Source organism: Streptomyces sp. SM1 (assembly GCF_002910825.1).
GTDB classification, from domain to species: Bacteria; Actinomycetota; Actinomycetes; order Streptomycetales; family Streptomycetaceae; genus Streptomyces; species Streptomyces okerensis.
On the sequence record NZ_NEUB01000697.1, the window covers coordinates 1 to 23,129 of the forward strand.

The window sequence follows — 23,129 nt, forward strand, 5'->3', positions numbered from 1 at the left end:
ATCCCCGGCACCGGCCCGGGGTCGATGTCGGTGCCCGGGACGTGCCGGGGTGCGGCGAGCCGGGTCCGTACGGCTTCGACCAGCGCGTCGCGCACCGCGTCCACCGCGCGGTCGGGGTCGGCCGGCGGCGCGGCGACGACGAGTGAGGCGACGGGTTCGTATCCGGCGATCTCGCGTGCCCCCGCGCGGAGGATCAGCGCGTGCCCCGGCGGGACGCGTTTCACGCCGTCGTACGGCGTGGAGTCGTGCAGCGCGGCCGGCACGTCGGGCGCGGCGAGCAGCGCGGCGAGGTGCCCGAAGTCGAGGTTGGCCTCGACGAGGTCGGCGAGCGGCAGTGCGGCGGTGGCGTACGCGGTGCCGCCCTCCCAGGGTGTGTGGAACACGGGCCGGGCACCGGCGAGGTCGCCGCACACGGTGATCCGGCGCCCCACCTGCACCACGGCCGTGTAGCTGCCCGCCCAGGCGGTGAGGTGCCGCAGCGCCCCGCCCCGTGCGGCGAAGAGCGCGACGCGCAGTTGTTCGTCGGAGGCGCCGCAGGTGCCGAGGACGGCGATCCGGGTCTGCTCGTCGGCCGTGACCACCCGGACCTCGTCGGGGCGCCAGTCGCCGACCGCCCAGAGCGGGTCGGGGTCGCCCCACAGCAGCTGGGATCCCACGGGGTGCACGGTCTCGCCGTCGACTCCCGTGGCGCCTGCGGAGCCCGCGGGGCCGAAGCCCACGGATCTCGCGGCGGTGCTGCTCCATCCCACCAACCACCGCATCGCCGCCTCCACAGGCTGTGGACAACCAGTGCACCGTACGAACCGGTTCCCCATGCTGCCATGAAGGAGGCGCTCGGAAAGCGTGCCGGAGCCGTATGTGCTCCGTCGAATGCGCCCCGGCGGATACACCCACCCCGTTCCCCCACGGATCCACCGCGGTCCGAACAGGTATCCGCCGCCGCCGCATCACTCCACCGACGCCACGCCACAGGTCATGCCACTGCGACGCGAATGCGCCCCCGCAGCGCGCCCCCATGACCCCCAACGCGCCGTCAACTACCAGGGGTAGAAGCGCGGATACACCCGAAAGGACTGGATCGATTTTCGGCCAAATTGAAGCGGTGAGGGCAACCTCGAACACGCTCCGTACAGGCTCTGCGCACCGCCGAACAGTCGCGCGGCCCGGGAGACGGAGCACGCCTCCCGGACCGTTCCGCCACCCGCGGGGATGTAGGCGGCGGTGTCCCCCAGCCCACTGGATCCAGTACAGCGGGCCGACCCACGCACCACCCATGGAACCGCTCCCGCGGTGGCCGGAGAAAGGCGCACACGCAGGCGCACGGTCACACGGCGGGAGCGCGCCGCAACTGCGCGTATCGGACCCGTACTTCAGTACGGACCACAATCCCGCCATCCGGAAGAACGCCCCTTAACGCTTGAGATGCGGCGAACTACGCTGGGTTTACGAATGCCGCATGGTTATGCCAGAGCGGCAGCCGTCTGTGTCGAGGGGTGGCGCATGTCCAGGGAGCAACGCGGGCCGAACGAAAAACTCGGCGCCGTTCTCGCCCTCGCGGGAATCTCGAACGCAGGCCTCGCGCGGCGCGTCAACGATCTTGGCGCACAGCGGGGACTGACACTGCGCTACGACAAGACGTCGGTGGCGCGCTGGGTGTCGAAGGGAATGGTGCCGCAGGGTGCGGCACCGCATCTGATCGCCGCCGCCATCGGCCAGAAGCTGGGCCGGCCCGTGCCGCTGCACGAGATCGGCCTGGCGGACGCGGATCCGGCACCCGAGGTGGGCCTCGCCTTCCCGCGCGACGTCGGACAGGCGGTGCGTTCCGCGACGGACCTGTACCGGCTGGATCTCGCGGGCCGCAGGGCCGGATCCGGCGGCATCTGGCAGTCCCTCGCCGGGTCGTTCGCGGTGAGCGCGTACGCGACGCCCGCCTCGCGGTGGCTGATAACCCCGGCCGACAGCTCGGTGGCGCGGGAGGTGAACCCCGCCGACAGCTCCGGCGCACCGCTCAAAGTCGGCCACAGTGATGTGCGGAAACTGCGGGAGGCCGCCGAGGACGCCCGGCGCTGGGACTCCAAGTACGGAGGCGGCGACTGGCGTTCGTCGATGGTCCCCGAGTGCCTCCGGGTCGAGGCGGCCCCGCTGCTGCTCGGCTCGTACGCCGACGACGTGGGCCGCTCGCTGTTCGGCGCCACGGCGGAGCTGACCCGCCTGGCCGGCTGGATGGCCTTCGACACCGGCCAGCAGGAGGCGGCCCAGCGCTACTACATCCAGGCGCTGCGGCTGGCACGCGCGGCGGCCGACGTCCCCCTGGGCGGATACGTCCTCGCCTCGATGTCTCTCCAGGCGACCTACCGCGGCTTCGGCGACGAGGGCGTGGACCTCGCCCAGGCCGCGCTGGAACGCAACCGCGGGCTGGCCACCGCCCGCACGATGAGCTTCTTCCGCCTGGTGGAGGCACGCGCGCACGCACGCGCCGGGGACGCCCACGCGGCCGGTGCCGCGCTGAAGTCGGCGGAGAGCTGGCTGGAACGCTCCCGTCCGGGCGACAGCGACCCCATATGGCTCGGCTTCTACTCCTACGACCGTTTCGCCGCCGACGCCGCGGAGTGCTACCGCGACCTGAAGGCGCCCCGCCAGGTCCGCCGCTTCACCGAGCAGGCACTGTCGAGGCCGACGGAGGAGTTCGTGCGCTCGCACGGACTGCGGCTGGTCGTCTCGGCGGTCGCCGAACTGGAGTCGGGCAACCTGGACGCGGCCTGTGAGCAGGGCGTGCGCGCGGTGGAGGTGGCGGGCCGCATCTCGTCCGCGCGCACCACCGAGTACGTCAAGGACCTCCTGCACCGTCTGGAGCCCTACGGCGACGAGCCCCGCGTGGTCGAACTGCGCGAACGCGCCCGCCCCCTCCTGATGACGACGGCCTGACGACGGCCTGACGACGGCCCGAACACGGCCCGACGACGGCCGGGCCCACGGCGTGACCGCGCCCCGCGGCCACCGGGTACGAGCCGTTGTCAGTGGCACGGTGCACTATCGGATGCGGAGGTGGCGCGGGTGGTGCGGGAGACGGACATGGCGCGGTCCTACGACTGTGACGTGCTGGTGGTCGGCGGCGGGATCGTCGGGATGTCGACGGCGTACGCGATCGGCCGCGCGGCGCCGGGCACCCGGGTGACGGTGCTGGAGAAGGAGCCGGGCCCCGCCCGGCACCAGACGGGCCGCAACAGCGGAGTCATCCACAGCGGCGTCTACTACCGGCCCGGCTCGCTGAAGGCGCGGTACGCGGTGCGGGGCGCCGCGGAGATGGTCAAGTTCTGCGCGGAGTACGACATCCCGCACGCGGTGACGGGCAAGCTGATCGTCGCCACGGCCCGCGAGGAGCTCCCGCGGCTGCACGCCCTGGCCCAGCGCGGCCGGGAGAACGGCATCACGGTCCGCGAGCTCTCCGGCGCGCAGATCGCGGAGTACGAACCGGAGGTGGAGGGCCTGGCGGCCATCCAGGTCGGCACCACCGGCATCTGCGACTACGCGGCGGTCGCCGGGCGGCTCGCGCAGGCGTCCGGCGCGGAGATCCGCTACGGGGCGCGGGTGGTACGCGTGGACCGCCGTTCCGACCGGGGAGTCGCCGTCCTGACGGCCGGCGGCGACGTCGTACGCGGCCGGGTGCTGGTGAACTGCGCCGGGCTGTACTGCGACGAGATCGCCCGCCGCACCGGTGACGATCCGGGCGCCCGGATCGTGCCGTTCCGCGGCGAGTACTACGAGCTGGCCCGGCCGGAGCTGGTGCGCGGGCTGGTGTACCCGGTGCCCGATCCCGCGTTCCCCTTCCTCGGCGTCCATCTCACCCGGGGCATCGACGGAGGCGTCCACGTGGGCCCCAACGCGGTCCCGGCCCTGGCCCGCGAGGGCTACGACCGGCGCACGGTGCGCCCGCGCGAGCTGGGGGCGACCCTGGCCTGGCCGGGCTCCTGGCAGCTGGCCCGCCGCCACTGGCGGTACGGCACCGGCGAGCTGCACCGCTCACTGTCCAGGGCGGCCTTCGCCCGGGCCGTACGCCGGCTGCTGCCCGCCGTGCGGGAGGACGACCTGGTGCCCGCTCCGGCCGGGGTGAGAGCGCAGGCGGTGCTGCGGGACGGCAGCCTGGCCGACGACTTCCTCCTCCGGGAGACCCCCCGCGCGGTGCATGTGCTGAACGCGCCCTCGCCGGCGGCGACCGCGTCCCTGCCGATCGGACGGGAGATCGCGCGGCGGACGATGGCGCAGCTCACCGCCCTGGAGCGGTGAGGGCACGCCGCCCGCCCGCCGCGTCCCCGTAAAATCGAGAGCACTGTGTCTGACTCCGTGAGCACCCCCGAAACACCGCACCCCGCGCACACGCCCGGCGTGCCGGTCCGCCGGACCCGGGCCAAGGGGGAGCCCCGCTTCCCGGACGGGCCGAAGGCCGATCCCGCGGGGTCGCACTTCGAGCGGCGCATCCGCAGCTTCCAGCCGCGCCGCAGCCGCGTCACCGCCGGTCAGGCGGACGCGCTGCAGCGGCTGTGGCCGAGCCGGGGTTTCGACATCGACGGGAGCCGGCGGCTGGACCTCGCCGGGTTCTTCGGCAACGACCACCCGGTCGTGCTGGAGATCGGCTTCGGCATGGGCGAGGCCACCGCGGAGATGGCGGCCGCCGACCCGGACACCAACATCCTCGCGGTCGACGTCCACACCCCCGGCCAGGGCAATCTGCTCAACCTCGCCGAGCAGCGCGGGCTGACCAACGTCCGGGTCGGCAACGGCGACGCGATCATCCTGCTGCGCGAGATGCTCGCGCCCGACGACCTCGGCGGGCTGCGCGTCTACTTCCCCGATCCCTGGCCCAAGAAGCGGCACCACAAGCGCCGGCTGATCCAGCCGGAGTTCCTCACCCTCGCCGCGGCCCGGCTTCGGCCGGGGGCGGTCGTGCACTGCGCCACCGACTGGGAGCCGTACGCGGAGCAGATGCTCGAGGTGCTCACCGCGCATCCCGCCTTCGAGAACACGCAGGCGGACGGCGGTTTCACGCCGCGTCCCGGGTTCCGTCCGCTCACCCGTTTCGAGGGACAGGGGCTGGAGAAGGGTCATGTCGTGAACGACCTGCTGTTCCGCCGCGTACCGCACGAGGAGCGGGACGGGCACCGAGCCCGGGACCGCACACAGCCCTGCCCCTGAATCGTTAGGGTCGATCCCGTGGCCACCAGCCCTCCGTACCCGGCACACCCCGGCGAAGCTCCCGGCGAGACTCCCGGCGGCACGCTGCGGCACGCGCACTGGTGGCGCCGGCCGTGGGTGCGCTACGGCGCGCTGATCACCCTGCTCACGCTGTCCGGTCTGGTGATCCTCGCCCTGGTCCGCGAGCAGACGGGGACCCAGGGGTTCCTGGTCGGGCTCGCTCTGGCCGTGCTCCCGGTGCCGCTGCTGCTGGCCGCCTTCCGCTGGCTGGACCGGGTCGAGCCGGGGCCCTGGCGGAACCTGCTGTTCGCCTTCGCCTGGGGGCGTGCGCGGCGGCGCTGATAGCGATCATCGCGAACAGCTTCGCCACGCGGTGGATAGCCACGGCGACGGCCGACCCGGCCGGCGCCGACACCCTGGGGGCGACCGTCATAGCGCCGGTCGTGGAGGAGTCCGCGAAGGCGGCGGCCGTCCTCCTGGTCTTCCTCTTCCGCAGACGCGACTTCACCGGAATCCTCGACGGTGTGGTGATAGCCGGGGTCACCGCCACCGGCTTCGCGTTCACCGAGAACATCCTCTACCTCGGCACCGCCTTCGGCACCGACCAGCTCACCGGCGGCAGCGGTGCGGCCTCGGTCACCGCGGCGACCTTCCTCGTCCGCATCGTCATGTCGCCGTTCGCGCACCCCCTGTTCACCGTGCTCACCGGGATCGGCTTCGGGATCGCGGCGCTGTCCACGGACCGGCAGCGGCTGAGGCGGGTGCTGCTGCCGCTGTGCGGGCTGCTCCTGTCGATGGGCATGCACGCGCTGTGGAACGGTTCGGCCACGCTCGGCCACTTCGGCTTCTTCGCCGTGTACGCGGCTTTCATGGCGCCGATGTTCGGCCTGCTGACCTGGCTGGTGGTGTGGACACGGCAGCGGGAGCTGCGCACCGTACGGACGGAGCTGCCCGCGTACGCGATGGCGGGCTGGCTCACCCCGGCGGAGCCGTTCGCGCTCGGCTCGATGCGGGCGCGGCGCCTGGCCCGGCAGTACGCGCGCCGGTACGGAGGCAAGCCCGCCGCGCGCGCGGTCGCGCAGTACGAGGCGTACGCCACCTCACTGGCGTTCCTGCGTCACCGGGGCCGGCTGGGCAGGGCGGGGACGGACTTCGTGACCCGGGAGCGGGAACTGCTGCTGGAGCTGTGGCACCGGCGCGGGGCGGCCCGTCCGGCACTGGACCACGCGGCCCGCGTCACCGCGCCGCCGCTCCCGGTCGCCGCGGCGCCGTGGCCGGTGCACGGGACGTACGGGCACCCTCAGTACGGACATCCCCCGTACGGGCATCCCTCGCACGGGCATCCCCCCTACGGGCATCCCTACCCGGCGTACCAACCGGACGCCCACCGCTCCTGACCCTCGACGGGGCCGCCGCGCACATCGGGGAGACGGTCGGCGGACGACGGAACCGCCGCGCACGACGGCACCCCGCCGCCCCGGAAAAGACCTGACCGGCAGTCCTGACGTCGGGGGGTCGTCGTCGGGACTGCCGGGATTCAGGGGGCGTGGTTCAGGGGTTGAGGCCCTTGCTCTGCAGCCACGCCATCGGGTCGATGCCCGAGGAGGCGCCGCCGGTGTGGACCTCGAGGTGGAGGTGGGCCCCGGTGGAGTTGCCGGTGGAGCCGACGCGGCCGATCACATCGCCGGTGTTGACCTGCTGGCCCACGCTGACGCTGATGGAGGACTGGTGGGCGTACCAGATCTCGGTGCCGTCGTCGAGGGTGAGCACGGTCTTGTAGCCGTAGGAGCCGTCCCAGCCGGCGGAGGTGATCGTGCCGGTGTGCACCGCCTTGATCAGTGTGCCGCTGGGGGCGGCGAAGTCGAGGCCCGTGTGCTGGCCGGAGGACCAGTAGGCGCCGGACTGACCGAAGGTCGAGGAGATGGTGTACGAGGAGGTCGGCAGCGTGTACTGCGTGGCCAGCTTGGCGAGGCGCTCGGCCTCGGCCTTCTTCGCGGCTTCTTCCTCGGCCTTCTTCTTGGCGGCCTCGGCTTCCTTCTCCGCCTTGGCGGCGGCCTCGGCGGCCTGCTTCTCGGCGGCGGCGACGGCCTCGGCGGCTGCCTTGGTCTCGGCCTGGATCTGCTGCTGCTCGACCTGGGCCATGATCCGGGTGCGCAGCGCCTCGCCGGCGCCGGCGGATCCCTCCTCCGCCTCGTCCTCGGCCATGCCGAGGGTGCTGAGAGGAGTGGCCGAACCCTTGGGCGTTTCCTCGTCGGAGATGAGGGAACCCACATGGGGGAGGTCGGGCATGGAGATCGATACCGGCGGCTTGCCGGTCTGGGCGGTGGCCATACCACCGGCGCCGACCGCGGCTATGACACCGACACCGAGGACGGTGGAGCTACGGGCGAGTCCTCCCCCGCGCTGCCTGGAGACGCGGTGCCGGCCACGGACCGGGCGAAGGGACTCCGCGGTGGGGTTCCACTCCTCGAAGGGCCCGTCGTCGGTGCGGGCTTCGCCATAGGCGAAGGTGTCGCTCGGCTTGAACGGGGCCTCGGGAGCAGGCGGGTTGGACGCCACGTGGGCGTGCTCCTTTCCTTCCTTCTTCGCCTACCGGGTTAGCTGACGGGTTCGGAGCAGGAAGGTCTCCTACGCGCGGGTACGAACCGTGTCTCCACGGCGGTATCCGCCCGATTCACCCCAATTGGTGGTTCCCCGGTTCCCTTGCGGGATTCGGCGCGTGCGCACGGAGCCGACTTCTGTGACGGCTGGGACGACCGCGCTGCGTTATCGAACGTTAATAGACGCGGGGCTCGGATTCCAAGCCGTTCCTCTTGATCATTAACGATTCCCGCAGGGACTTACCCGCCACGAGCGGCCAAAAACGGGCGAGTTGACCTCCCCTCGGGCGCGAAGGCGCATCTGACGGTACGTCAATTGTTACGCGCTGCGGGACGATGTGATCACAGTGAGTGAGGCAGGCCCCCGGGCGACGGAGAAGGGGCCGGACAGCGGAAAACACCGAGGGCCGGAATCCTTCCGGATTCCGGCCCTCGGCCTTCAGTAGCGGGGACAGGATTTGAACCTGCGACCTCTGGGTTATGAGCCCAGCGAGCTACCGAGCTGCTCCACCCCGCGTCGTTGAGACCAGTGTACGTCATCCGGGGGACATGGCGCACACCCATTACGGCCAACCCGGATTCAGCCGCCGATCAGGTGCCCGTTCGGCGCCTTGGCGCGCTCCTCGTGCTCCGGCAGCACGACGACGACGGCGCCCCCGTCGGCCAGCACAGCGCTGCCGTCCGCCCCCGCCACGAACGTGTCCGGCTCCCGCCAGGCCGTGACCACCCGCCGTACCCCCGCGTCCAGGATCAGCCGGGCGCAGGGCGCCGGCCGGGACGCACGCCGGGCGCACGGTTCCAGGCTGGAGTACACGGTGGCGGTGGCCAGGCGGGGGTCCGTGGGGTCGGCCCTGGCGAGCGCCGCCTCCTCGGCGTGCACCACCGGGTCCGCGCCCTCCCGGGAGTACCCGCGCGCCAGCTCCGTACCGTCGGCCGCCACCACCACCGCGCCCACGCTGAACGCCGTCCTGGAGGGCGGGCACCGTTCGGCCAGTTCGCAGGCGAGGGCCAGCCAGTGGTGGTCGGCGGCGGAGGGCAGCGACCCGGCGCCGGGCGCGGTGGGCCGGTAGCGCGTCAGCACGACGTCACCGACCGGGCGGGTCTCCACCAGCCGCAGCCGGCCGCCCTGGTAGGACCCGGGTCCGAAGAGGCGGGGGGCGTCCGCGTCTCCGACGAACAGCGGGGCGAGGACCAGCTGCAGTTCGTCGGCGAGACCCTGGGTGAGCAGCTGGGTGTGGATCCGTCCGCCGCCCTCGACCATCAGCCGCCGTACCCCGCGCACGGCGTGCAGATGCTCGAGCAGCGCCCGCCAGCCGAGTTCCGGACCGAGCGGGACGATGTCGGTGGCGAGGCCGAGGGCGCGGGCCCGCTCGGCGCCCCCGTCGGTGGTGTAGAGGACCTTCTCGCCGCCGGTGTGCCAGAACCGGGCGGCCGGGTCGAGGTCGCCGGAGCCGCTGACGGTGACCTTGAGCGGGTACTCCGGCCTGCCCGCGGCGACCCGGGCGGCACGCCGCTCGGGCGAGTTGACCAGCAGCCGGGGGTTGTCGGCGCGGATCGTGCCGGCGCCGACCAGGATGGCGTCCACGCCCGCCCGTACCTCGTCGACCCGGTCGAAGTCGGCCGGACCGGACAGCAGCAGCCGCTCGGGGCCGGTGTCGTCCAGGTAGCCGTCGAGGGAGACGGCGGCGGACAGCAGGACGTACGGATGAGGCATCGGCGTGCTCCGGGTGAGGGGCGGCGGCAGGCCGCCGCGGTGCGGCGGCCCGGGGCCAGTCTGACAACCCGCCGGGTACGAGGACGCCCCGGTCCCGCCCCGGTCCCGCCCCGGTCAGGGTTCGATGAGCCCCACGCGGATGGCGTACCGGGTGAGTTCCAGGCGGTCCTTCAGGCCGAGCTTGGCCAGCAGGTTGGCGCGGTGCCGCTCCACCGTCTTGGGGCTGATCACCAGGAGCGTGGCGATCTGCTGCGAGGTGTGGCCCTCGGCGACGAGCTTGAGGATCTCCTCCTCGCGGTCGGTGATGGCCTTGGCCGGCAGCGTCCGGCCCTCCCGCGCGAGGTCGAGGTAGTTGTGGATGAGGGCGTTGACGGCCCCGGGGTAGAGGAACGGCTCACCGCGCATGGTGGCGTGGCAGGCCGCGACCAGATCCTGGTCGGCGACGGACTTCAGGACGTAGCCCGAGGCGCCGGCGGCGAGCGCCTCGAAGAAGAACTTCGACGGCGTTGAGTATGAAGATCCGCCAGAACAGAGGCACCCCTCTACCGCCTCCTCACCCTGCGCCGCTCACCCGGGCTCCCGGTGCGGCGGAAGCCGTGACGGGCCCGCGGACCGGGGGCGCGGCGCGGGCCGTCACTCTCCAGCCTCTGCCCTGATCCGTCCCCGCGCCATCGGTGACAACCCCCATTTCGCCCCCGGTTCCCGGGCCGGCCGCCGGTCCGTGCGCACACCGGGCCCCAGGGAGGATGGGGCCCGCGACCGATGGCCGGGACCGGCCGCGACGGGAGAGGCTGGGCTCTCCGGTACCGGACGGACGAGACGCGGCACAGCGGCGGGCTCCTTGACGGCGGCCCGGGTTCGCAGCAGGCGGGCGGACCTCCTCGCCCGTCCGGTGGTACCGGTGTGTCGGCCGTCGGCGTGGCGCCGCGCGGCCACCTTCGGGAAGGAGGAGCCGTGCCCCAGTCCAACGACGATCGTCCGGTCGATCTCGCGGCCCGACTCGAGCACGAGGATCCCCGTTTCGTCCGCTCGCTGTCCACCGGACAGCCGGCCCGCCCCCGCGAGTACCGGCGCACGGGCGCCTGGTGGGCGCTGGTCATCGGAGTGACGATGCTGATCGCGGGTGTGATCGTCCCCGACGGACTGCTGATCGCGGCGGGCCTGGTCCTCTCCGGCATCGCCGTGCAACTCCTCGACCCCGACCGCCGCCGTACGGGCGCACGGCCCTCGTACCGCCACTGACGGGCCGTCCGGCCCCCGGCCCGCCGCCTGCCGGCGGTGGGCCGGGGGCCGGCGTCGTGAGGTGGGCGTGGCGCACCGTGAGGGGGTGCGGGGCCCCGTGACCCGGGGCCGGCCGCTCGGCAGGCCCCGGGAACGGCACAGCCCCTGCCCTCCGGCTTCTGCCGCAGGTCAGGGGCTGATCACGGGTAGGCCCTGTGGGACTCGAACCCACAACCAATGGACTAATAGTCCTGACGTGATCTTGCTGGGTGGTTCCGGACGCTGCTTCGGTTTCCGGAACCACCTGGTCAGGACATCTGTGGCTCATTACGTGGTCTCCTCCGTGATGACCTGTGCGGCTCCGTCCGCTCACGCATCGCTCACGCAAGAAGGCAGGCTGAGCAGCCCTTTTATGGTCACCGACAGCCCGCTCGCCTCACCTCGGCTGCTCCACCCGATACGGGCACCCGGAGGTGGTATTGCTGCCCATCATTGAACGTGCGGCAGCGGACGGCAGAGTCAGCAGCCGACCTCCAGAGAGGTGATCAGCACTCAAAAGCGAAGTGGCCGACCGAAGAGAATCGGCTCCTTGTCCAAGGCTTCCAGGACCAGGCGCGGGAGCACTGCCGGGGCCATTTCCAACGCGTGCTGCACCACGGCCGCATTGGGGGACTCGTCAAGGTCGAGGATCTCTGCCTATTTCCGGGGCCGGTATCGACGCACCGTCCGCATCCTGACCCCGCGCACGGCCGACGCCCGCTGAGCCGATGTGTGACACACGTCACGGAAACGTGCGGGAACCCACTCCGCGCGGCCCCCGACTCCTGCAAGTGGTACGGCTCGAGGAGACTACGGGAGGCCCGCTCTCCCGGCCGTCCGACGCGCGTCAGGAGGCCGGTCATGGAAGAACCCCGCAAGTCCTCCCCAGGTATGGGCATGGCGCTGCGCAGATTCGTGCCGCCGCCCGCTCTCTGTGGCTTTGTACTGCTGCTCGCGCTGGTCTTCACGGTGTCGTACGCCGTTGGCGCCACCGCCGGACCGGTCGCACCCGGCATGCATGGTTCCGGTACGGGCGGCGACGTCGGCCGGGACGGAGATCCGGACCGGCGCGATACACACGACACGGGCAATATGGGCGACATGGGTCACGGGAGCGGCGGCTGATGACCACGGAACCCGCACCCCTGCTGCTCACCACCGACCTGACCGTGGGCGGCATGACCTGCGCGGCCTGCGTGCGGAGGGTGGAGAAGAAGCTGGCCAAGCTGGAGGGCGTGAGCGCGACGGTCAACCTGGCCACCGGGCGCGCCCGCGTGAGTCATCCATCGCACGTCAGCCCGGAGGATCTTGTCGCGTCGGTCGAGCAGGCCGGGTACACCGCCGCCGTGCCCGAGCCGGTCGAGCCGGCCAGGTCGCGCGGGCGTGCGGGCGAAGACGAGGAGAAGGTGGAGGGAACCCGCCAGGAGCGGGAGCGGCTGCTCATCACGGCGCTGCTCTCGGTGCCGGTGCTCGTGCTGTCCATGGTGCCTGCCTGGCAGTTCCGCAACTGGCAGTGGCTGTGCTTCGTACTCGCCGCACCGGTCGCCGTGTGGAGCGCGTGGCCGTTCCACGTCCGGGCGGCGCGAGGGCTGCGGCACTCCACGGCGACCATGGACACCCTGGTGTCGCTGGGTGTGGCGGCGTCCTTCTCCTGGTCGGCGTACGCCCTCTTCCTCGGAGGTGCGGGCGAGCCCGGGATGCGGATGCCGTTCAGTCTGCTGCCGTCCGCCGCGGACGGCATGGCGCACGTCTATCTGGAAGCGGCTGTCGCCGTGCCACTGTTCGTGCTGACGGGGCGGTATCTGGAGGCGCGGGCCCGGCACGGGACCGGGGCGGCCCTACGGTCGCTCGCCAGGCTCGCCGCCAAGGAGGTGTCCGTACGAGAGGACGGCACCGAACGCCTTGTTCCCATTGAGGAACTGACGGTCGGGCAGGTCTTTCTCGTCCGCCCGGGCGAGCGTGTCGCCACCGACGGCCAAGTGGCGGAGGGCAGTTCCGCCGTGGACCTCTCCCTGATCACCGGGGAGAGTAAGCCGGTCGAGGTCGGGCCCGGATCGGCAGTGTCGGGCGGGGCCGTGAACTCCGGAGGGCTGCTGCTCGTGCGCGCCACGGCCGTCGGCGCCGACACCCAGCTCGCCCGCATCACACGGCTGGTGACCGAGGCGCAGGCCGGCAAGGCGAAGGCGCAGCGGCTGGCCGACTCCGTGGCCGGGGTCTTCGTGCCGGTCGTGCTGACGCTTGCGGTGACCGTGCTGGGCTTCTGGCTCGGCGCCGGGGCCGACCCCCAGGCGGCGATCACCGCGTGCGTGGCCGTACTCGTCGTGGCCTGCCCCTGCGCGCTGGGCCTGGCGACCCCCACCGCCCTCATGGCAGCCACCGGCCGCGGCGCCCAGCTCGGCGTCCTGGTCAAGGGACCGCAGGCACTGGAGGCCCTCCAGCACATCGACACCGTCGTCCTCGACAAGACGGGCACCCTCACCTCCGGGCACATGACCGTCGCCCGGGTCACGGTCGTGCCGGACGGCCTCGGCCGTGAGGAGTCGTTGCGGCTGGCCGCAGCGGTGGAGCGGGGCTCGGAACATCCGCTCGGCCGTGCGATCGTCGCGTACGCCGCCCGGAACCTGCCGGATAAGGACCCGCTGCCGGAGGTGGGCGACTTCACCGCCACGGCGGGCCGTGGCGTGCGCGGCAGGGTCGAGGGTCGGCTGGTCGAGGTCGTCGCACCGGACGACGAGCTTCCCGCCGTGCTGACGGAGGCGCTCCCTGCCGCGGAGGCCGCCGCGCACACGCCCGTCCTGGTCCGCGTGGACGGCGTGCCGCAGGCGCTGATCGAGATCGGTGACGTCGTACGCCCCGGCAGCTACCGGGCGGTGGACCGGCTGCGGCGCCTCGGCGTCGAACCGGTGCTCGCCACCGGCGACCGGGAGGCACCGGCCCGCGCCGTCGCCGCCACGCTGCGCATCAAGGAGGTGCACGCCCGCAGCACCCCCGAGGACAAGGCCGACCTCGTACGGCGGCTGCGCGAGGAAGGCCGCCGGGTCGCGGTCGTCGGCGACGGCGTCAACGACGCGGCGGCCCTCGCCAGCGCCGACCTCGGCATCGCCATGGGAAGCGGCACCGACGCGGCGATCGGAGCCGCCGACGTCACGCTCGTACGGGGCGACATCGAGGCACTCGGGGACGCGGTCCTCCTCGCCCGGCGCACCCTGGGCACCATCCGCGCCAACCTCGTGTGGGCCTTCGGCTACAACGCCGTCACCGTGCCGCTCGCCATGGTGGGCCTGCTCACCCCGATGCTGGCCGCGGCGGCGATGTCGGTGAGTTCGCTGCTCGTGGTCGGCAACAGCCTGCGGCTGCGCGCCTGGCGGCCGTCGCCCGACCGGAGACGTACGCGGTGACCGCACAGACCGAGCAGAACAGGCGGACCGGGCCGGCCGCACAGACCGGACAGCACCCCTGGCGGCCGACCCGCCGTCGGCTCGCCGACACGCTGTTCGCCGCGCTCGCCCCCGTTGCCGCGTTCAGTGTCGCCCTGGGCGCACTGACCACATGGACATCAACAGGCAACGCGGGCAGCCCGGCGCGGGTAGCGGTCACCAGTGGACGCGTCTTCCTGCCGTACGGCGACACCCGGGACACCGCCGCGTTCTTCCGGATCACCAACTTCGGGGGCGCGGGCGACCGGTTGCTGAAGGTGACGTCCCCCGTCATCGAGGGCGAGGCCGTGCTCAGCCGCCACCGCATGACCGGCGGCGCGTCCGCCTACGGGCAGAGGGTGGAGTCGGCCGCTGTTCCGGCGGGCGACACGCTCGACATGTCCCCGACCGGCCTCGACGTGACCGTACGGGCGAAGGACGGGTGGCGCGAGTTCGACGTCGTACCGTTCACGCTGCACTTCGAACGCAGCGGGCAGATCAAGACGTCGGTGGTGGTGATCCGCCCCGGCGCGGAGTGGCAGTGACCGTGCGACAGTCCTGCGGCGGCAGTGGAGCCGGGGCGCTCAGGGGCCGCTGCTACGACGGTACGGCCGTCAGCACTTCGCGGCAGACCGCCACTCCCTGACCGGTCGAATCGGCGCGGATCCGGCAGTGCTCGTGGTGCGCGGCGTGCCGGCCGCCAGGCCGTGGCTGAGCCGGCAGGCGATGAGGCATGCCTCGACCTGCGCGGTGAGCAGCGCGGGGGTGTGGCCACCGCGGGTCGGGACACGGCGGGCTGCGGCTGTGACGTCGGCGCAGTCCAGGTCCTGGACGATCGCCGCGCGCAGTTCGTCGGCATCCTTCCCGGCGAGCATGCCGGCGGCGCACACAGTGACGGCCTCCTCGCACTCGGAGCGTACGCCGATCGAGCGGGCGAGGACATCACTACTGGCGGGGCGCACGGTGGTGACGCTGTCGAAGAGTCCCCGGGTTCGGAGCATGACGTCACCCAGAGGACGAAGGAGCGGGCCGGTGTGCCGGCGACGCTGGTATCCGGTGTGCACGGCAGGAGGGGCTCAGGGTGAGGAGGACGGCATCGGGTCCAAGTGCCGGGAACCAGAGGCGAGTTTCCTCCGACCACTGGAGCAGGTGGCGTACGTCCGCCCGTGTGCCGAGTGGTTCTGGAGAGGTCGATGCCGTTCTCCGACCACCGAGTCCCGGGAAGCGTGACGGGGCAGGAAGCGGACGTGGAGGACGCGAGGACGCGGCCTGGACGATCCCCTTTGAGCCGGCCCGGGAGGCCCCGCGGTGGGGTCACCGACCGCCGGGAATCACACAGCACGAAAGGTTGTGAACGATGAGCGACATCGATGGCCTGACCCCGGTGGCGACCTTCTGCGGCGACTGCGACTGCGGATGCCCGCAACTGTTCGTCGACCCCGCTGCCTCCGCCGAGCGCCGCGTGGTCCTCACGGACGACTTCGGACAGCGGGTGCAGATGAGTGCCGACCAGTTCTCGTCGCTGGTCGAGGACGCCAAGTCCGGGAAGCTGGACGGCGTAGCCACCGCCTGACGACCGCGTCGCGGTGATGACCGCAGCTCGACCTCTCGTTCGGTCCGTGTCGGCACGGCGGCCGGTTCCGGCGCGCGGCCTCGGGGAAGAACTCCTCCGAGGCCCGTGTCGGCACGGGTGGACGCCGCATCGGTGCGGACCGAAGCGGGGGACGAAAGGTGGTCACATGCCGGGTGATGCGCGCGGTCCGAGGAGCGGAACGCATCCGGTGTGGCCCTGGGAACCGGAGGCGTCCAGGACCACGGGGACGGTAACCGCACGCATACGGATCGGCGGAGCGTGGCCCTTGACCGCGGCCACCCTTGCCGTGCTGGCCGGCGGGTACGGCTGGCTCGGCTCCGTCGTCGGCGGTGCCCCCGGCGCCCTGGTCGGCGCCGCCGCGGGGCTGACGCTGAGCGGGCTGCTGTACCTCCTGGTGGGGAGGGCGGTGTCCGGCCCGAGTCCCTTGAACCGACCGCGTCGTGCCGGAGCGTGGCCGAGGCGCTCCGCTCACTGAACCCCCTTCTTGGAGCGGGCGGGTGCAGGGCCCGAAAAACACCGGACGTGACCCCTCAGCCGTCCTCGCACCGCTCCGGCGGCCGTGGCCGCCGGTCTCGGTCGGCGAGCGAGGTGTGGACGGGCCCCCGGGGTGCGCGGCGGCGCGAGCGCACACTGGCGGCTCGATCAGCCGGTTCTCGTCTGGCAGCCGGCCCGTTGTTCTGCCGCCTCCGGGCGGAGCGGCACGAGCGCGACCGCGAGGGCCGGTATGGCGGCGAGGACGAGCCAGGGGACGGCGGGCGGGAGGCCGAGGTCGAGCAGGGAGCCGGTGGCGGAGCTGCCGATGAGGACGATCGGGCCGGAGACAGCAGCGGGCCGTCGTCCAGGCCGAGTTCGTCCCGTACGGCGGCCAGCGCCCGGGGAGTGGGGTCGCGCTCCGCCGAACGGGCCTTGAGTACGGTCAGCGCGGGGTCGGTGCGCGACAGCCAGGGCAGCAGACCGATCCCGCATACCAGGGCCGACGTCAGCAGGGCCCGCCACAGCAGCGTGAGGCCGCCGCCCTGCACGAGGACGCGCAGGGCGGCGATGCTCTTGGCGCGGGGGCCGGACATGCGGTTCAGCGCCGGGTGTCCTTTCCGACGAGGGCGCGCTCGTAGGGGGCGAGCACGGCGCCCTTGACCGAGGTGGCGATGCCGAGGGCACCCTTCAGGCGCACCAGCGGGATCTCCGCGTCCGTGGCCAGGATCGCCGCCTCCGCCTTCATCGCGGCGTCCTGTCGCGCGGCGGGGCCGGTCACGGCCTGCGCCTCGGTGACCGCCTTGTCCACGGTGTGCGGAGATCTCCGAGTCGCCTGGTCTGTCCGCACTGCCGTCCGCGCAAGGTGGCGGACCGCGGTGGATGAGCGGTCTCGGTGAGAAGGTCCGCCGAGAGGCCATCCCGGCAAGGCGTTGAGAACGTGCCTGCCAGCCGGGAACTCAGTGCCCATCCGCTCCGACTCCTTTTGGGGAGCGAGCAGGAGGTGGGATGGACGGTCTGGATGTGCGGATGCGTGAAGTCGCCTGCCGGCACGGTCGAGTCGAGGCCGTACGCGGTGTGGATCTCGACATCGGGGCGGGCGAGCGGGTGGCGCTGACCGGTACGAACGGGTCGGGCAAGACCACGCTGATCCGCGCGGTGCTGGGCCTGCACCGCCAGACCGGCGGGCAGATCCTGGTCGGAGGGCGGGGCACCGGGACGGCGGCCGAGTGGGCGTGGCGGCGGCGGGCGTGTGCCTGGATTCCCCAGAAGTTCGCGGTGGGCCGTTTCCCGCTGCTGGCACGTGAGTTGCTGGCCAGCAGCGGGGCACAGGTGGAAGCCGTGGAGGCGGCGGAGAAGCTGGGCGTCGGGGCGCTGGCCGGCCGCCCCCTGCACACGCTGTCCGGGGGGCAGCTGCAGCGCATGTACCTGGCCCGCGCGGTGGGCTGTGTCGCCGCCGGGGCGGGGGTACTGCTGGCCGACGAGCCCACCGCCGCGCTCGACTTCGCCGGGCAGGAGGAAGCCGCCGACGCCCTGCTGTCCCTGCCGGTGACGGTCGTGGTGGTCACGCACGACCGGGCGCTGGCCGACCGCTGCGACCGGGTGCTGGAGATGGCCGCCGGCAATCTGAGGGAGGTCCGGTGAACAGCCTTGCCGCCGCCGACCTCGGGCCGCTTCTGGAGCTGATTCCTGTCCAACGGGCTGGTGCGGCCCTGCTGTTGGCGGCGATCGGGCTGCCCGTGATCGGTGTCGTGATCGTCGGGCTGGACATCATGCCGGTGCGGTTCGCGATGATGCACGTCGCCCTGCTGGGCATCGCGGTCGGGCTGCTGACCGGGCTGGACCCCATGCTGTGTGCCCTCGTCGCCTGCGCGCTGGCAGGGGCTGGGGTTGCGCCGCTCGCCCGCACGCCGGACGGGCTGTCGGGTGCGATGGGCCTGTTGATGAGTCTGGCGATCGCCGCCGCGCTGCTGGTCCTGGCCGTGTCCGGGGTCAACGCGCAAGGGGCGTTCGCGTTGCTGTGGGGCTCGATCCTGTCTGTGGGCACGGCCGACCTGTGGCTGCTGGGCGTGCTCGCCGTGGTCGTACCGGCCCTGTTCTGGTGGCGCCGTCGTGACCTCGCCCTCCTGCTCTACGACCGTGAACTCGCCCTCGCCTCCGGGGTGCGCGTCGACCTGCTCACTCTTCTGCTTCTCGTCCTGGTCGCGGTGTCCGTGGCGGGGGCCCTGAAGCTGACCGGCGCGCTGCTCGTCGACGCGCTGACCCTGCTGCCCGCGCTGGCCGCGCGGCGGCTGGGCACCTCCCTGAAGTCCATCACCGCCTGGGCGGTCGGTATCGGCGTGGTCGTGAACCTCACGGGGTTCCTGGTCGCGCTGAAGCTCGACTGGCCGCCCGGGCCTGTGCTCGTCCTGACGGCCGGGGTCGTGGTCCTGGCCGTCCATCTCATCCCCGAACGGAGAATCGGCTCATGGCGCGCATCCGCGTCCGTATCGCCCCTGTCCCTTCCGTCCTCGCACTGAGCCTGAGCACGGCGCTCGTCCTGGCCGCCACGGCCTGCGGTTCCGACAAGGCCGACAGCGCGGACACGAAGGGAAGCAAGAACGACGACGCTCCTGTCGTCGTGGCCACCACCACCTGGGAGGGTGCCTTCGCCAAGGCCGCCGGCGCCGAGGACGTGAAGGTCATCGTCCCGTCGTCCGCGCAGCACGCCCCGGACTACGACCCCAAGCCGTCCGACCTCGCGGCGGTCGCGGGCGCGGACTTCGTGCTCTACGCCCCCTTCGAGCCGTACGCGGCGAAGATCAAGGAAGCCGCCGGGTCGAACGCGAAACTGGTCGAGGTCGGCCTAGACAACGACGCCGACAAGGCGAGCGCCGAAGTCACGCGCCTGGGCAAGCTGTTCGGCACCGAGGACGCCGCCGCCAAGTGGGGCACGTCCTTCAAGAGCGAGTACGGCACGCTGCAAACGGATCTGAAGGAGGCGTGGCCGGACGGCAAGGCCCCGGCCGTCGTCGCGCAGGTCTTCTCCGTGTGGTCGGCGAAGATGGCGGGCGCGGAGGTGGCCGGGACATACGGGCCTGAGGCGGTGACGGCCAAACAGCTGTCCGACCTGGCGAAGAAGAAGCCCGCGTACGTCTTCGACAACGTGCACATGACGACGGGCGAGGTGCTTCCGGACACGGGGGCGAAGCAGGTAGAGATCGTCAACTATCCGGGCAAGGACCTGGACCTGCTGTCGGTCTACAAGAACGCGGCGGGCTCGATCAAGAAGGCGATGACCTCGTAAGGGGGCTGTGCCCGAGACGAGTGCGGGGCCGCCCGGAGATCGCCGGGCGGCCCCTCTCCCGTCAACGGGTCAGATGGTCTGGGGGAGGGCCTCCGGCGTCTCGGTGGAGCACCGTTCCCTCAGCACTGCCCGGTCCGGCTTGCCTGCCGGAGTCAGCGGCAACTCCGCGACGGTCAGCAGGCCTTCGGGGTGCTTGCGGCGCTCCAGACCGCGCGCGTCCAGGTGCGCGGACAGTTCCTCCAGGGTGGGTGCCTGCCCACGTGGTACGACGCAGGCCGCGAGCCGCTCGCCCATCAGGGGGTCCGGCACCCCGACGCACACCACGTCCCGGACGAGCGGGTGTGTGGCGAGCTCGATCTCCACCTCGGCCGGGCTGATGTTGGCGCCACCCCGGATGACGACGTCCTTCAGGCGGCCGACGATGCGCAGGTTGCCGTCGTCCTCGATGAGGCCGAGGTCGCCGGTACGGACCCAGCCGTCGGCGGTGCGGTAGCGGGCGTCGAGGTCGGGGGCGGCGACGTAGCACAGCGGGGTCATGGGGCCGCGGGCGACGATCTCGCCGACCGAGCCCTTCGGCGCCTCCTGCAGTTCAGTGGTGCCGGGGACGGCTATGCGTATGTCGGCGACGCGCGGGTCCGGATGGCCCGCCAGGATGCCGGGCTCCTCCCCGCGCAGGGGTTCGTCGCCCAGCCCGGTGTGGCAGTTGACGCCGTCGGCGGAGCCGTAGAGGTTCACGACCGGGCAGCCGAAGACCCGGCGGGCTTCCTCTGCGGTGGCCTCGTCGAGGGGGGAGCCGCCGACGATGACGGCCGTCGGCGGAGTGAACGCCGGGTGGTGTCCCTCCGCGATGCGGTCCAGCATCATCCGGATCATGGTCGGGACGCCCAGGACGTGGGTGGGCTCGTGTGCGGCGAGCGCCTCCAGGGCCGCCTCGGGCGTGAAGTGGTCGAGCAGGACCAGCGTTCCGCCGTGCCGGGCGAGTGTGACGGCGGTGCCGTTGCTGCCGAACGCGGAGGCGAGCGGGACGAGGAAGAGGCAGCGTGGCGGCTGGTCGTCGGGGATGAGGGAGGCGAGGAAGTTGCCGCGGCCGCCGGCCAGGGCGTTGTGCGAGTACGCCACCATCTTCGGTTCGGCCTCGGAGCCGGAGGAGACCAGGATGCGGGCGGCGGAGTCGGGGTCGGGACGGGCCGCGGTGAAGGACTTGGGGTCGGTGCGCAGCAGCGCGGAGTAGGCGACGGCGCCCTCGGGGGCTGTACCGGGCCCGGCGGCGATCACGGTGTGCAGGGTGGGCAGCTCACCGGTGAGCGTGAGTAGATCGGCGGCGTGGTGGTTGCCGCGGTGCTCGGTGGCGGCGATGACGGCGACCGCCTCCGCTCTGCGCAGCAGTGAGGCCGCCTCGCGTTCTCCGCGTCCGACCGGGAAGGGCAGCGCGACGGCGCCCAGCGCGGCCAGGGCGAGGTCGGCGATGACGGCACCCCGGCCGTTGGGCAGTTGTATGCCGACCACGTCACCGGCGCGTATGCCGAGCCCGGACAGCCCGGCGGCCAGACATCGCACCTTGCGGTCGAGGGCGGTGTAACAGAGCTTGCCTTTGGCGTCGAGGACCGCGGTGCGGTGCAGGTCGGCGATCTGGCGGGCGCGGAAGAGGCTGTACAGGTCGAGGTCGGGGCAGGTTCCGTCCACCGCCCAGGAGCGGCGCAGCTCGGCGGGCAGCAGGTCGTGCAGGTCCACGGTCATGCGAAGCTCCAGGGGGTCGGGACGGCGGGGGCGCCGTGGGCGTCGCGGCTGATCGGGCCGGCGGAGAGGAGATCGGCGAGGTCGGTGACGACCGGGACGGCGGGCAGGCCACGGTCACGCAGCCGCTCCATCGCCTGCTCGGTGGACAGTTCGCGCATGTCGTACGGGATGGCGGCGTGGTCAGCGAGGGCGATCCAGCCGTCGGCGGTGCGCAACGGGCGCCGGAACCCGGCCGGACGGCGCGGGTCGAGCCCCTGCGCCACCCGGGCCCGCGCGTGCGCGGTGAGCACGTCGGCGGCGCCGAGCAGGGACGAGTCCACGCGCACCCCACACTGTGTGCGCTCCCGCAGCAGCAGCCCGGCCAGCACCGCCTCGGCTCCGAGCAGTCCGCCGAGAACGTCGAGCAGGGTCATCAGGGACGGCGCGGGCGCCTCGTCGGAGGCCCGTACCGCCTCACCCACTCCGGTACGCGCCTGCACCATGAAGTCGGTGCCCATGGGCGCGTCGGGCAACCGGCCCGCCCAGCCGCTGGTGTACGCGTAGACGAGCGAGGGGTTGGCCGCGGCCAGGTCCTCGTGGTCGAGGCCGAGCTGTGCGGCCTTGCCCGGTGCCCAGTTGTGCAGGAACACATCGGCGCCGGCGGCCATCTCGCGCAGCCGCTCCCGGTCGGAGGGGGACTTGATGTCGACCTCGACGGCCTTCTTGCCCCGGTTCAGCGCCAGCCATCGTGCCGAGATGCCCGAACAGGCGGGCGGCATCCCACGCAGCGGATCCCCGCCCGGCGGCTCGATCCGGATCACCTCCGCGCCCAGCAGGCCCAGGACGTGGGCGGCGAGGGGTGCCTGGATGCGACGGCCGGCTTCCAGGACGGTGAATCCGGCGAGAGGGAGGTCGTCGGTGGTGGCCCTGGTGGAGGTGTACGTGGCGTCGTGCGTGATCAGCTTCCAGGGCGCTGCCCCGTCGTACTCGGCCGCCCGCTCGGCGAGTGCCCCCAAGAGGCACACATCGGCGCCGGATGACCGGGCGGCGTCCTGTATCCGCTCCCAGGTACCCGCCCGCACCGCCTCGTGCAGCACTTCGGGGAAGGGCGCGCAGGCGGTGGCGTACCGGAACTGGAACGGCCGCCACCCCCGCCGTATCGCCTCCTCGGGGGCGTCGAGTGCGCGCCAGAACGCCGCCCAGACCCCCGGGTCCAGCGTCTCCAGTTCGAAGACGATGCCGTCGGCCGAGGTGAACGGCGGTCCTCCCGGGGCGAGTTCGGCGGCCTCGCCCTCCTCGGCCCCGGCGGCGGCCAGGTACTGCGAGACGGCCAGCAGACCGGCCCGCTCGGCGCTCACCTCGACCTGCGCCATGGGCCCGCCTCCACGCGCCTTCGCCAGCAGACCGGCCAGCAGGCCCTGCACGGCGAGGACACCGGTGGCGGTGGCCGCGTAGTCGACAGCGAGGCCGCGCGGGGCACCGTCGCGTCGGCCGTGCACCGCCATGATCCCGGTTGCCGCCTGGACGGTGGCCTCGTCGGTCGCGGCACCGCCCCAGGTGGTGCAGGTGGTGACCTCGCCGACGTCGCGCCCGGTCACCGTGAACCGGCCTCCGGAGCTGCCGTCGGACTGGGCGCCGAGCAGCCGCAGATGCTCCGCGACCAGGGCATCCGCCGCGCCCGGCGGACCAGAGCCCTCCCAGCGGAGCCCGTCGAGCGGTCCGGTCGGCCGGGCAATGGCCGGTGTGACTGGAGTTGCCATGCCTCTCCTTTCCTGGCACTCGGGAACTCGGGGACGGTCGTCCCCGACCTGTTCCACGAAAGAGGGAGTCGGACGGCCGGCGGCCGGGGTTCCCGTGACCCTTGAGGAAATGAGGAGAAGTC

18 protein-coding genes, 1 tRNA gene, 4 pseudogenes and 1 riboswitch are annotated in these 23,129 nt (G+C 72.5%); of the genes and pseudogenes, 13 read left to right on the forward strand and 10 right to left on the reverse strand.

What is annotated here, in order from left to right; translation table 11 throughout:
* Window positions 1–761: pseudogene (locus B9S61_RS19355) on the reverse strand (asparagine synthase); the annotation flags it as partial.
* 739 nt (window positions 762–1,500) lie between these two features.
* Between B9S61_RS19355 and B9S61_RS19360 the strand changes: the two are divergent.
* The 4 genes and pseudogenes from B9S61_RS19360 (at window position 1,501) to B9S61_RS19375 (ending at window position 6,587) form a co-directional block, all read left to right on the forward strand.
* The gene (locus B9S61_RS19360; protein WP_103543391.1) at window positions 1,501–2,925 is read left to right on the forward strand and encodes an MFS transporter; all 1,425 of its coding nucleotides are present in this window, start codon (window positions 1,501–1,503) and stop codon (window positions 2,923–2,925) included.
* A gap of 147 nt (window positions 2,926–3,072) precedes the next feature.
* On the forward strand, window positions 3,073–4,284 hold the full coding sequence (gene lhgO, locus B9S61_RS19365; RefSeq protein WP_103543411.1) for an L-2-hydroxyglutarate oxidase: 1,212 nt from the start codon (window positions 3,073–3,075) through the stop codon (window positions 4,282–4,284).
* Window positions 4,285–4,341: 57 nt separating this feature from the next.
* Complete coding sequence (trmB, locus tag B9S61_RS19370) at window positions 4,342–5,190, forward strand: tRNA (guanosine(46)-N7)-methyltransferase TrmB (RefSeq protein ID WP_103543412.1); 849 nt, start codon at window positions 4,342–4,344, stop codon at window positions 5,188–5,190.
* 18 nt (window positions 5,191–5,208) lie between these two features.
* A pseudogene (locus B9S61_RS19375) lies at window positions 5,209–6,587 on the forward strand (PrsW family intramembrane metalloprotease).
* Between the two features lie 154 nt (window positions 6,588–6,741).
* Here the strand turns inward: B9S61_RS19375 and B9S61_RS19380 are convergent.
* From B9S61_RS19380 to B9S61_RS19395, 4 genes and pseudogenes are all read right to left on the reverse strand, one after another.
* The gene (locus B9S61_RS19380; RefSeq protein WP_103543392.1) at window positions 6,742–7,749 is read right to left on the reverse strand and encodes a M23 family metallopeptidase; all 1,008 of its coding nucleotides are present in this window, start codon (window positions 7,747–7,749) and stop codon (window positions 6,742–6,744) included.
* Window positions 7,750–7,761: 12 nt separating this feature from the next.
* Window positions 7,762–7,918, reverse strand: a riboswitch (cyclic di-AMP (ydaO/yuaA leader).
* A gap of 315 nt (window positions 7,919–8,233) precedes the next feature.
* Window positions 8,234–8,307: transfer RNA gene (locus tag B9S61_RS19385), tRNA-Met, on the reverse strand.
* A 63-nt stretch (window positions 8,308–8,370) separates the two neighbouring features.
* A complete protein-coding gene (locus B9S61_RS19390; protein ID WP_103543393.1) occupies window positions 8,371–9,504 on the reverse strand; it encodes a dihydrofolate reductase family protein in 1,134 nt (377 codons plus the stop codon).
* Between the two features lie 114 nt (window positions 9,505–9,618).
* Window positions 9,619–10,002, reverse strand: a pseudogene (locus B9S61_RS19395) (LuxR C-terminal-related transcriptional regulator); the annotation flags it as partial.
* Between the two features lie 456 nt (window positions 10,003–10,458).
* Between B9S61_RS19395 and B9S61_RS19400 the strand changes: the two are divergent.
* The 4 genes from B9S61_RS19400 to B9S61_RS19415 all read left to right on the forward strand — a co-directional run bounded on the left by B9S61_RS19400 (window position 10,459) and on the right by B9S61_RS19415 (window position 14,725).
* Window positions 10,459–10,746 carry a DUF3040 domain-containing protein gene (locus B9S61_RS19400; protein WP_103543394.1) on the forward strand — a complete coding sequence of 96 codons (288 nt, stop codon included), beginning with the start codon at window positions 10,459–10,461 and terminating at the stop codon, window positions 10,744–10,746.
* An 879-nt stretch (window positions 10,747–11,625) separates the two neighbouring features.
* Window positions 11,626–11,889, forward strand: coding sequence for a hypothetical protein (locus B9S61_RS19405; RefSeq protein WP_103543395.1), 264 nt, complete (start codon window positions 11,626–11,628; stop codon window positions 11,887–11,889).
* Entirely contained in the window at window positions 11,889–14,162 is a 2,274-nt protein-coding gene (locus tag B9S61_RS19410; protein ID WP_103543396.1) for a cation-translocating P-type ATPase, read from the forward strand. The genes B9S61_RS19405 and B9S61_RS19410 overlap by 1 nt, the downstream gene beginning before the upstream one ends.
* Window positions 14,159–14,725 (forward strand): copper chaperone PCu(A)C, encoded by a 567-nt coding sequence (locus B9S61_RS19415; protein WP_103543397.1) that lies wholly within the window; start codon window positions 14,159–14,161, stop codon window positions 14,723–14,725. Before B9S61_RS19410 ends, B9S61_RS19415 begins: the two co-directional genes overlap by 4 nt.
* A 69-nt stretch (window positions 14,726–14,794) precedes the next feature.
* Here the strand turns inward: B9S61_RS19415 and B9S61_RS19420 are convergent, their stop codons facing one another.
* On the reverse strand, window positions 14,795–15,181 hold the full coding sequence (locus tag B9S61_RS19420) for a hypothetical protein (RefSeq protein WP_219819932.1): 387 nt from the start codon (window positions 15,179–15,181) through the stop codon (window positions 14,795–14,797).
* Between the two features lie 356 nt (window positions 15,182–15,537).
* Here B9S61_RS19420 and B9S61_RS19425 point away from each other — a divergent pair, with 356 nt between their 5' ends.
* Together B9S61_RS19425 and B9S61_RS19430 are read left to right on the forward strand one after the other, a co-directional pair.
* The gene (locus tag B9S61_RS19425; RefSeq protein ID WP_103543398.1) at window positions 15,538–15,753 is read left to right on the forward strand and encodes a hypothetical protein; all 216 of its coding nucleotides are present in this window, start codon (window positions 15,538–15,540) and stop codon (window positions 15,751–15,753) included.
* Between the two features lie 286 nt (window positions 15,754–16,039).
* The gene (locus B9S61_RS19430; protein ID WP_103543399.1) at window positions 16,040–16,249 is read left to right on the forward strand and encodes a hypothetical protein; all 210 of its coding nucleotides are present in this window, start codon (window positions 16,040–16,042) and stop codon (window positions 16,247–16,249) included.
* Between the two features lie 349 nt (window positions 16,250–16,598).
* Here the strand turns inward: B9S61_RS19430 and B9S61_RS19440 are convergent.
* Window positions 16,599–16,841 (reverse strand): annotated as a pseudogene (locus B9S61_RS19440) (hypothetical protein); the annotation flags it as partial.
* A gap of 5 nt (window positions 16,842–16,846) precedes the next feature.
* The gene (locus tag B9S61_RS19445; RefSeq protein WP_181007441.1) at window positions 16,847–17,056 is read right to left on the reverse strand and encodes a hypothetical protein; all 210 of its coding nucleotides are present in this window, start codon (window positions 17,054–17,056) and stop codon (window positions 16,847–16,849) included.
* Window positions 17,057–17,253: 197 nt separating this feature from the next.
* On the opposite strand from B9S61_RS19445, the gene B9S61_RS19450 reads away from it, so the two are divergent.
* Genes B9S61_RS19450 through B9S61_RS19460 form a run of 3 tightly spaced genes read left to right on the forward strand, consistent with a single transcriptional unit; the run spans window position 17,254 to window position 19,531 of the window.
* The gene (locus B9S61_RS19450) at window positions 17,254–17,889 is read left to right on the forward strand and encodes a metal ABC transporter ATP-binding protein (RefSeq protein WP_103543400.1); all 636 of its coding nucleotides are present in this window, start codon (window positions 17,254–17,256) and stop codon (window positions 17,887–17,889) included.
* Window positions 17,886–18,764: a metal ABC transporter permease gene (locus tag B9S61_RS19455; RefSeq protein ID WP_103543401.1), complete on the forward strand. Its 879-nt coding sequence runs from the start codon at window positions 17,886–17,888 to the stop codon at window positions 18,762–18,764. Before B9S61_RS19450 ends, B9S61_RS19455 begins: the two co-directional genes overlap by 4 nt.
* The gene (locus B9S61_RS19460) at window positions 18,713–19,531 is read left to right on the forward strand and encodes a metal ABC transporter solute-binding protein, Zn/Mn family (RefSeq protein ID WP_103543402.1); all 819 of its coding nucleotides are present in this window, start codon (window positions 18,713–18,715) and stop codon (window positions 19,529–19,531) included. Before B9S61_RS19455 ends, B9S61_RS19460 begins: the two co-directional genes overlap by 52 nt.
* A gap of 69 nt (window positions 19,532–19,600) precedes the next feature.
* On the opposite strand, the gene B9S61_RS19465 is transcribed toward B9S61_RS19460, so the two are convergent.
* Entirely contained in the window at window positions 19,601–21,268 is a 1,668-nt protein-coding gene (locus B9S61_RS19465) for a class I adenylate-forming enzyme family protein (protein WP_103543403.1), read from the reverse strand.
* Window positions 21,265–23,007 (reverse strand): CoA transferase, encoded by a 1,743-nt coding sequence (locus tag B9S61_RS19470; RefSeq protein ID WP_103543404.1) that lies wholly within the window; start codon window positions 23,005–23,007, stop codon window positions 21,265–21,267. The genes B9S61_RS19465 and B9S61_RS19470 overlap by 4 nt, the downstream gene beginning before the upstream one ends.
* Window positions 23,008–23,129: the final 122 nt, after the last annotated feature.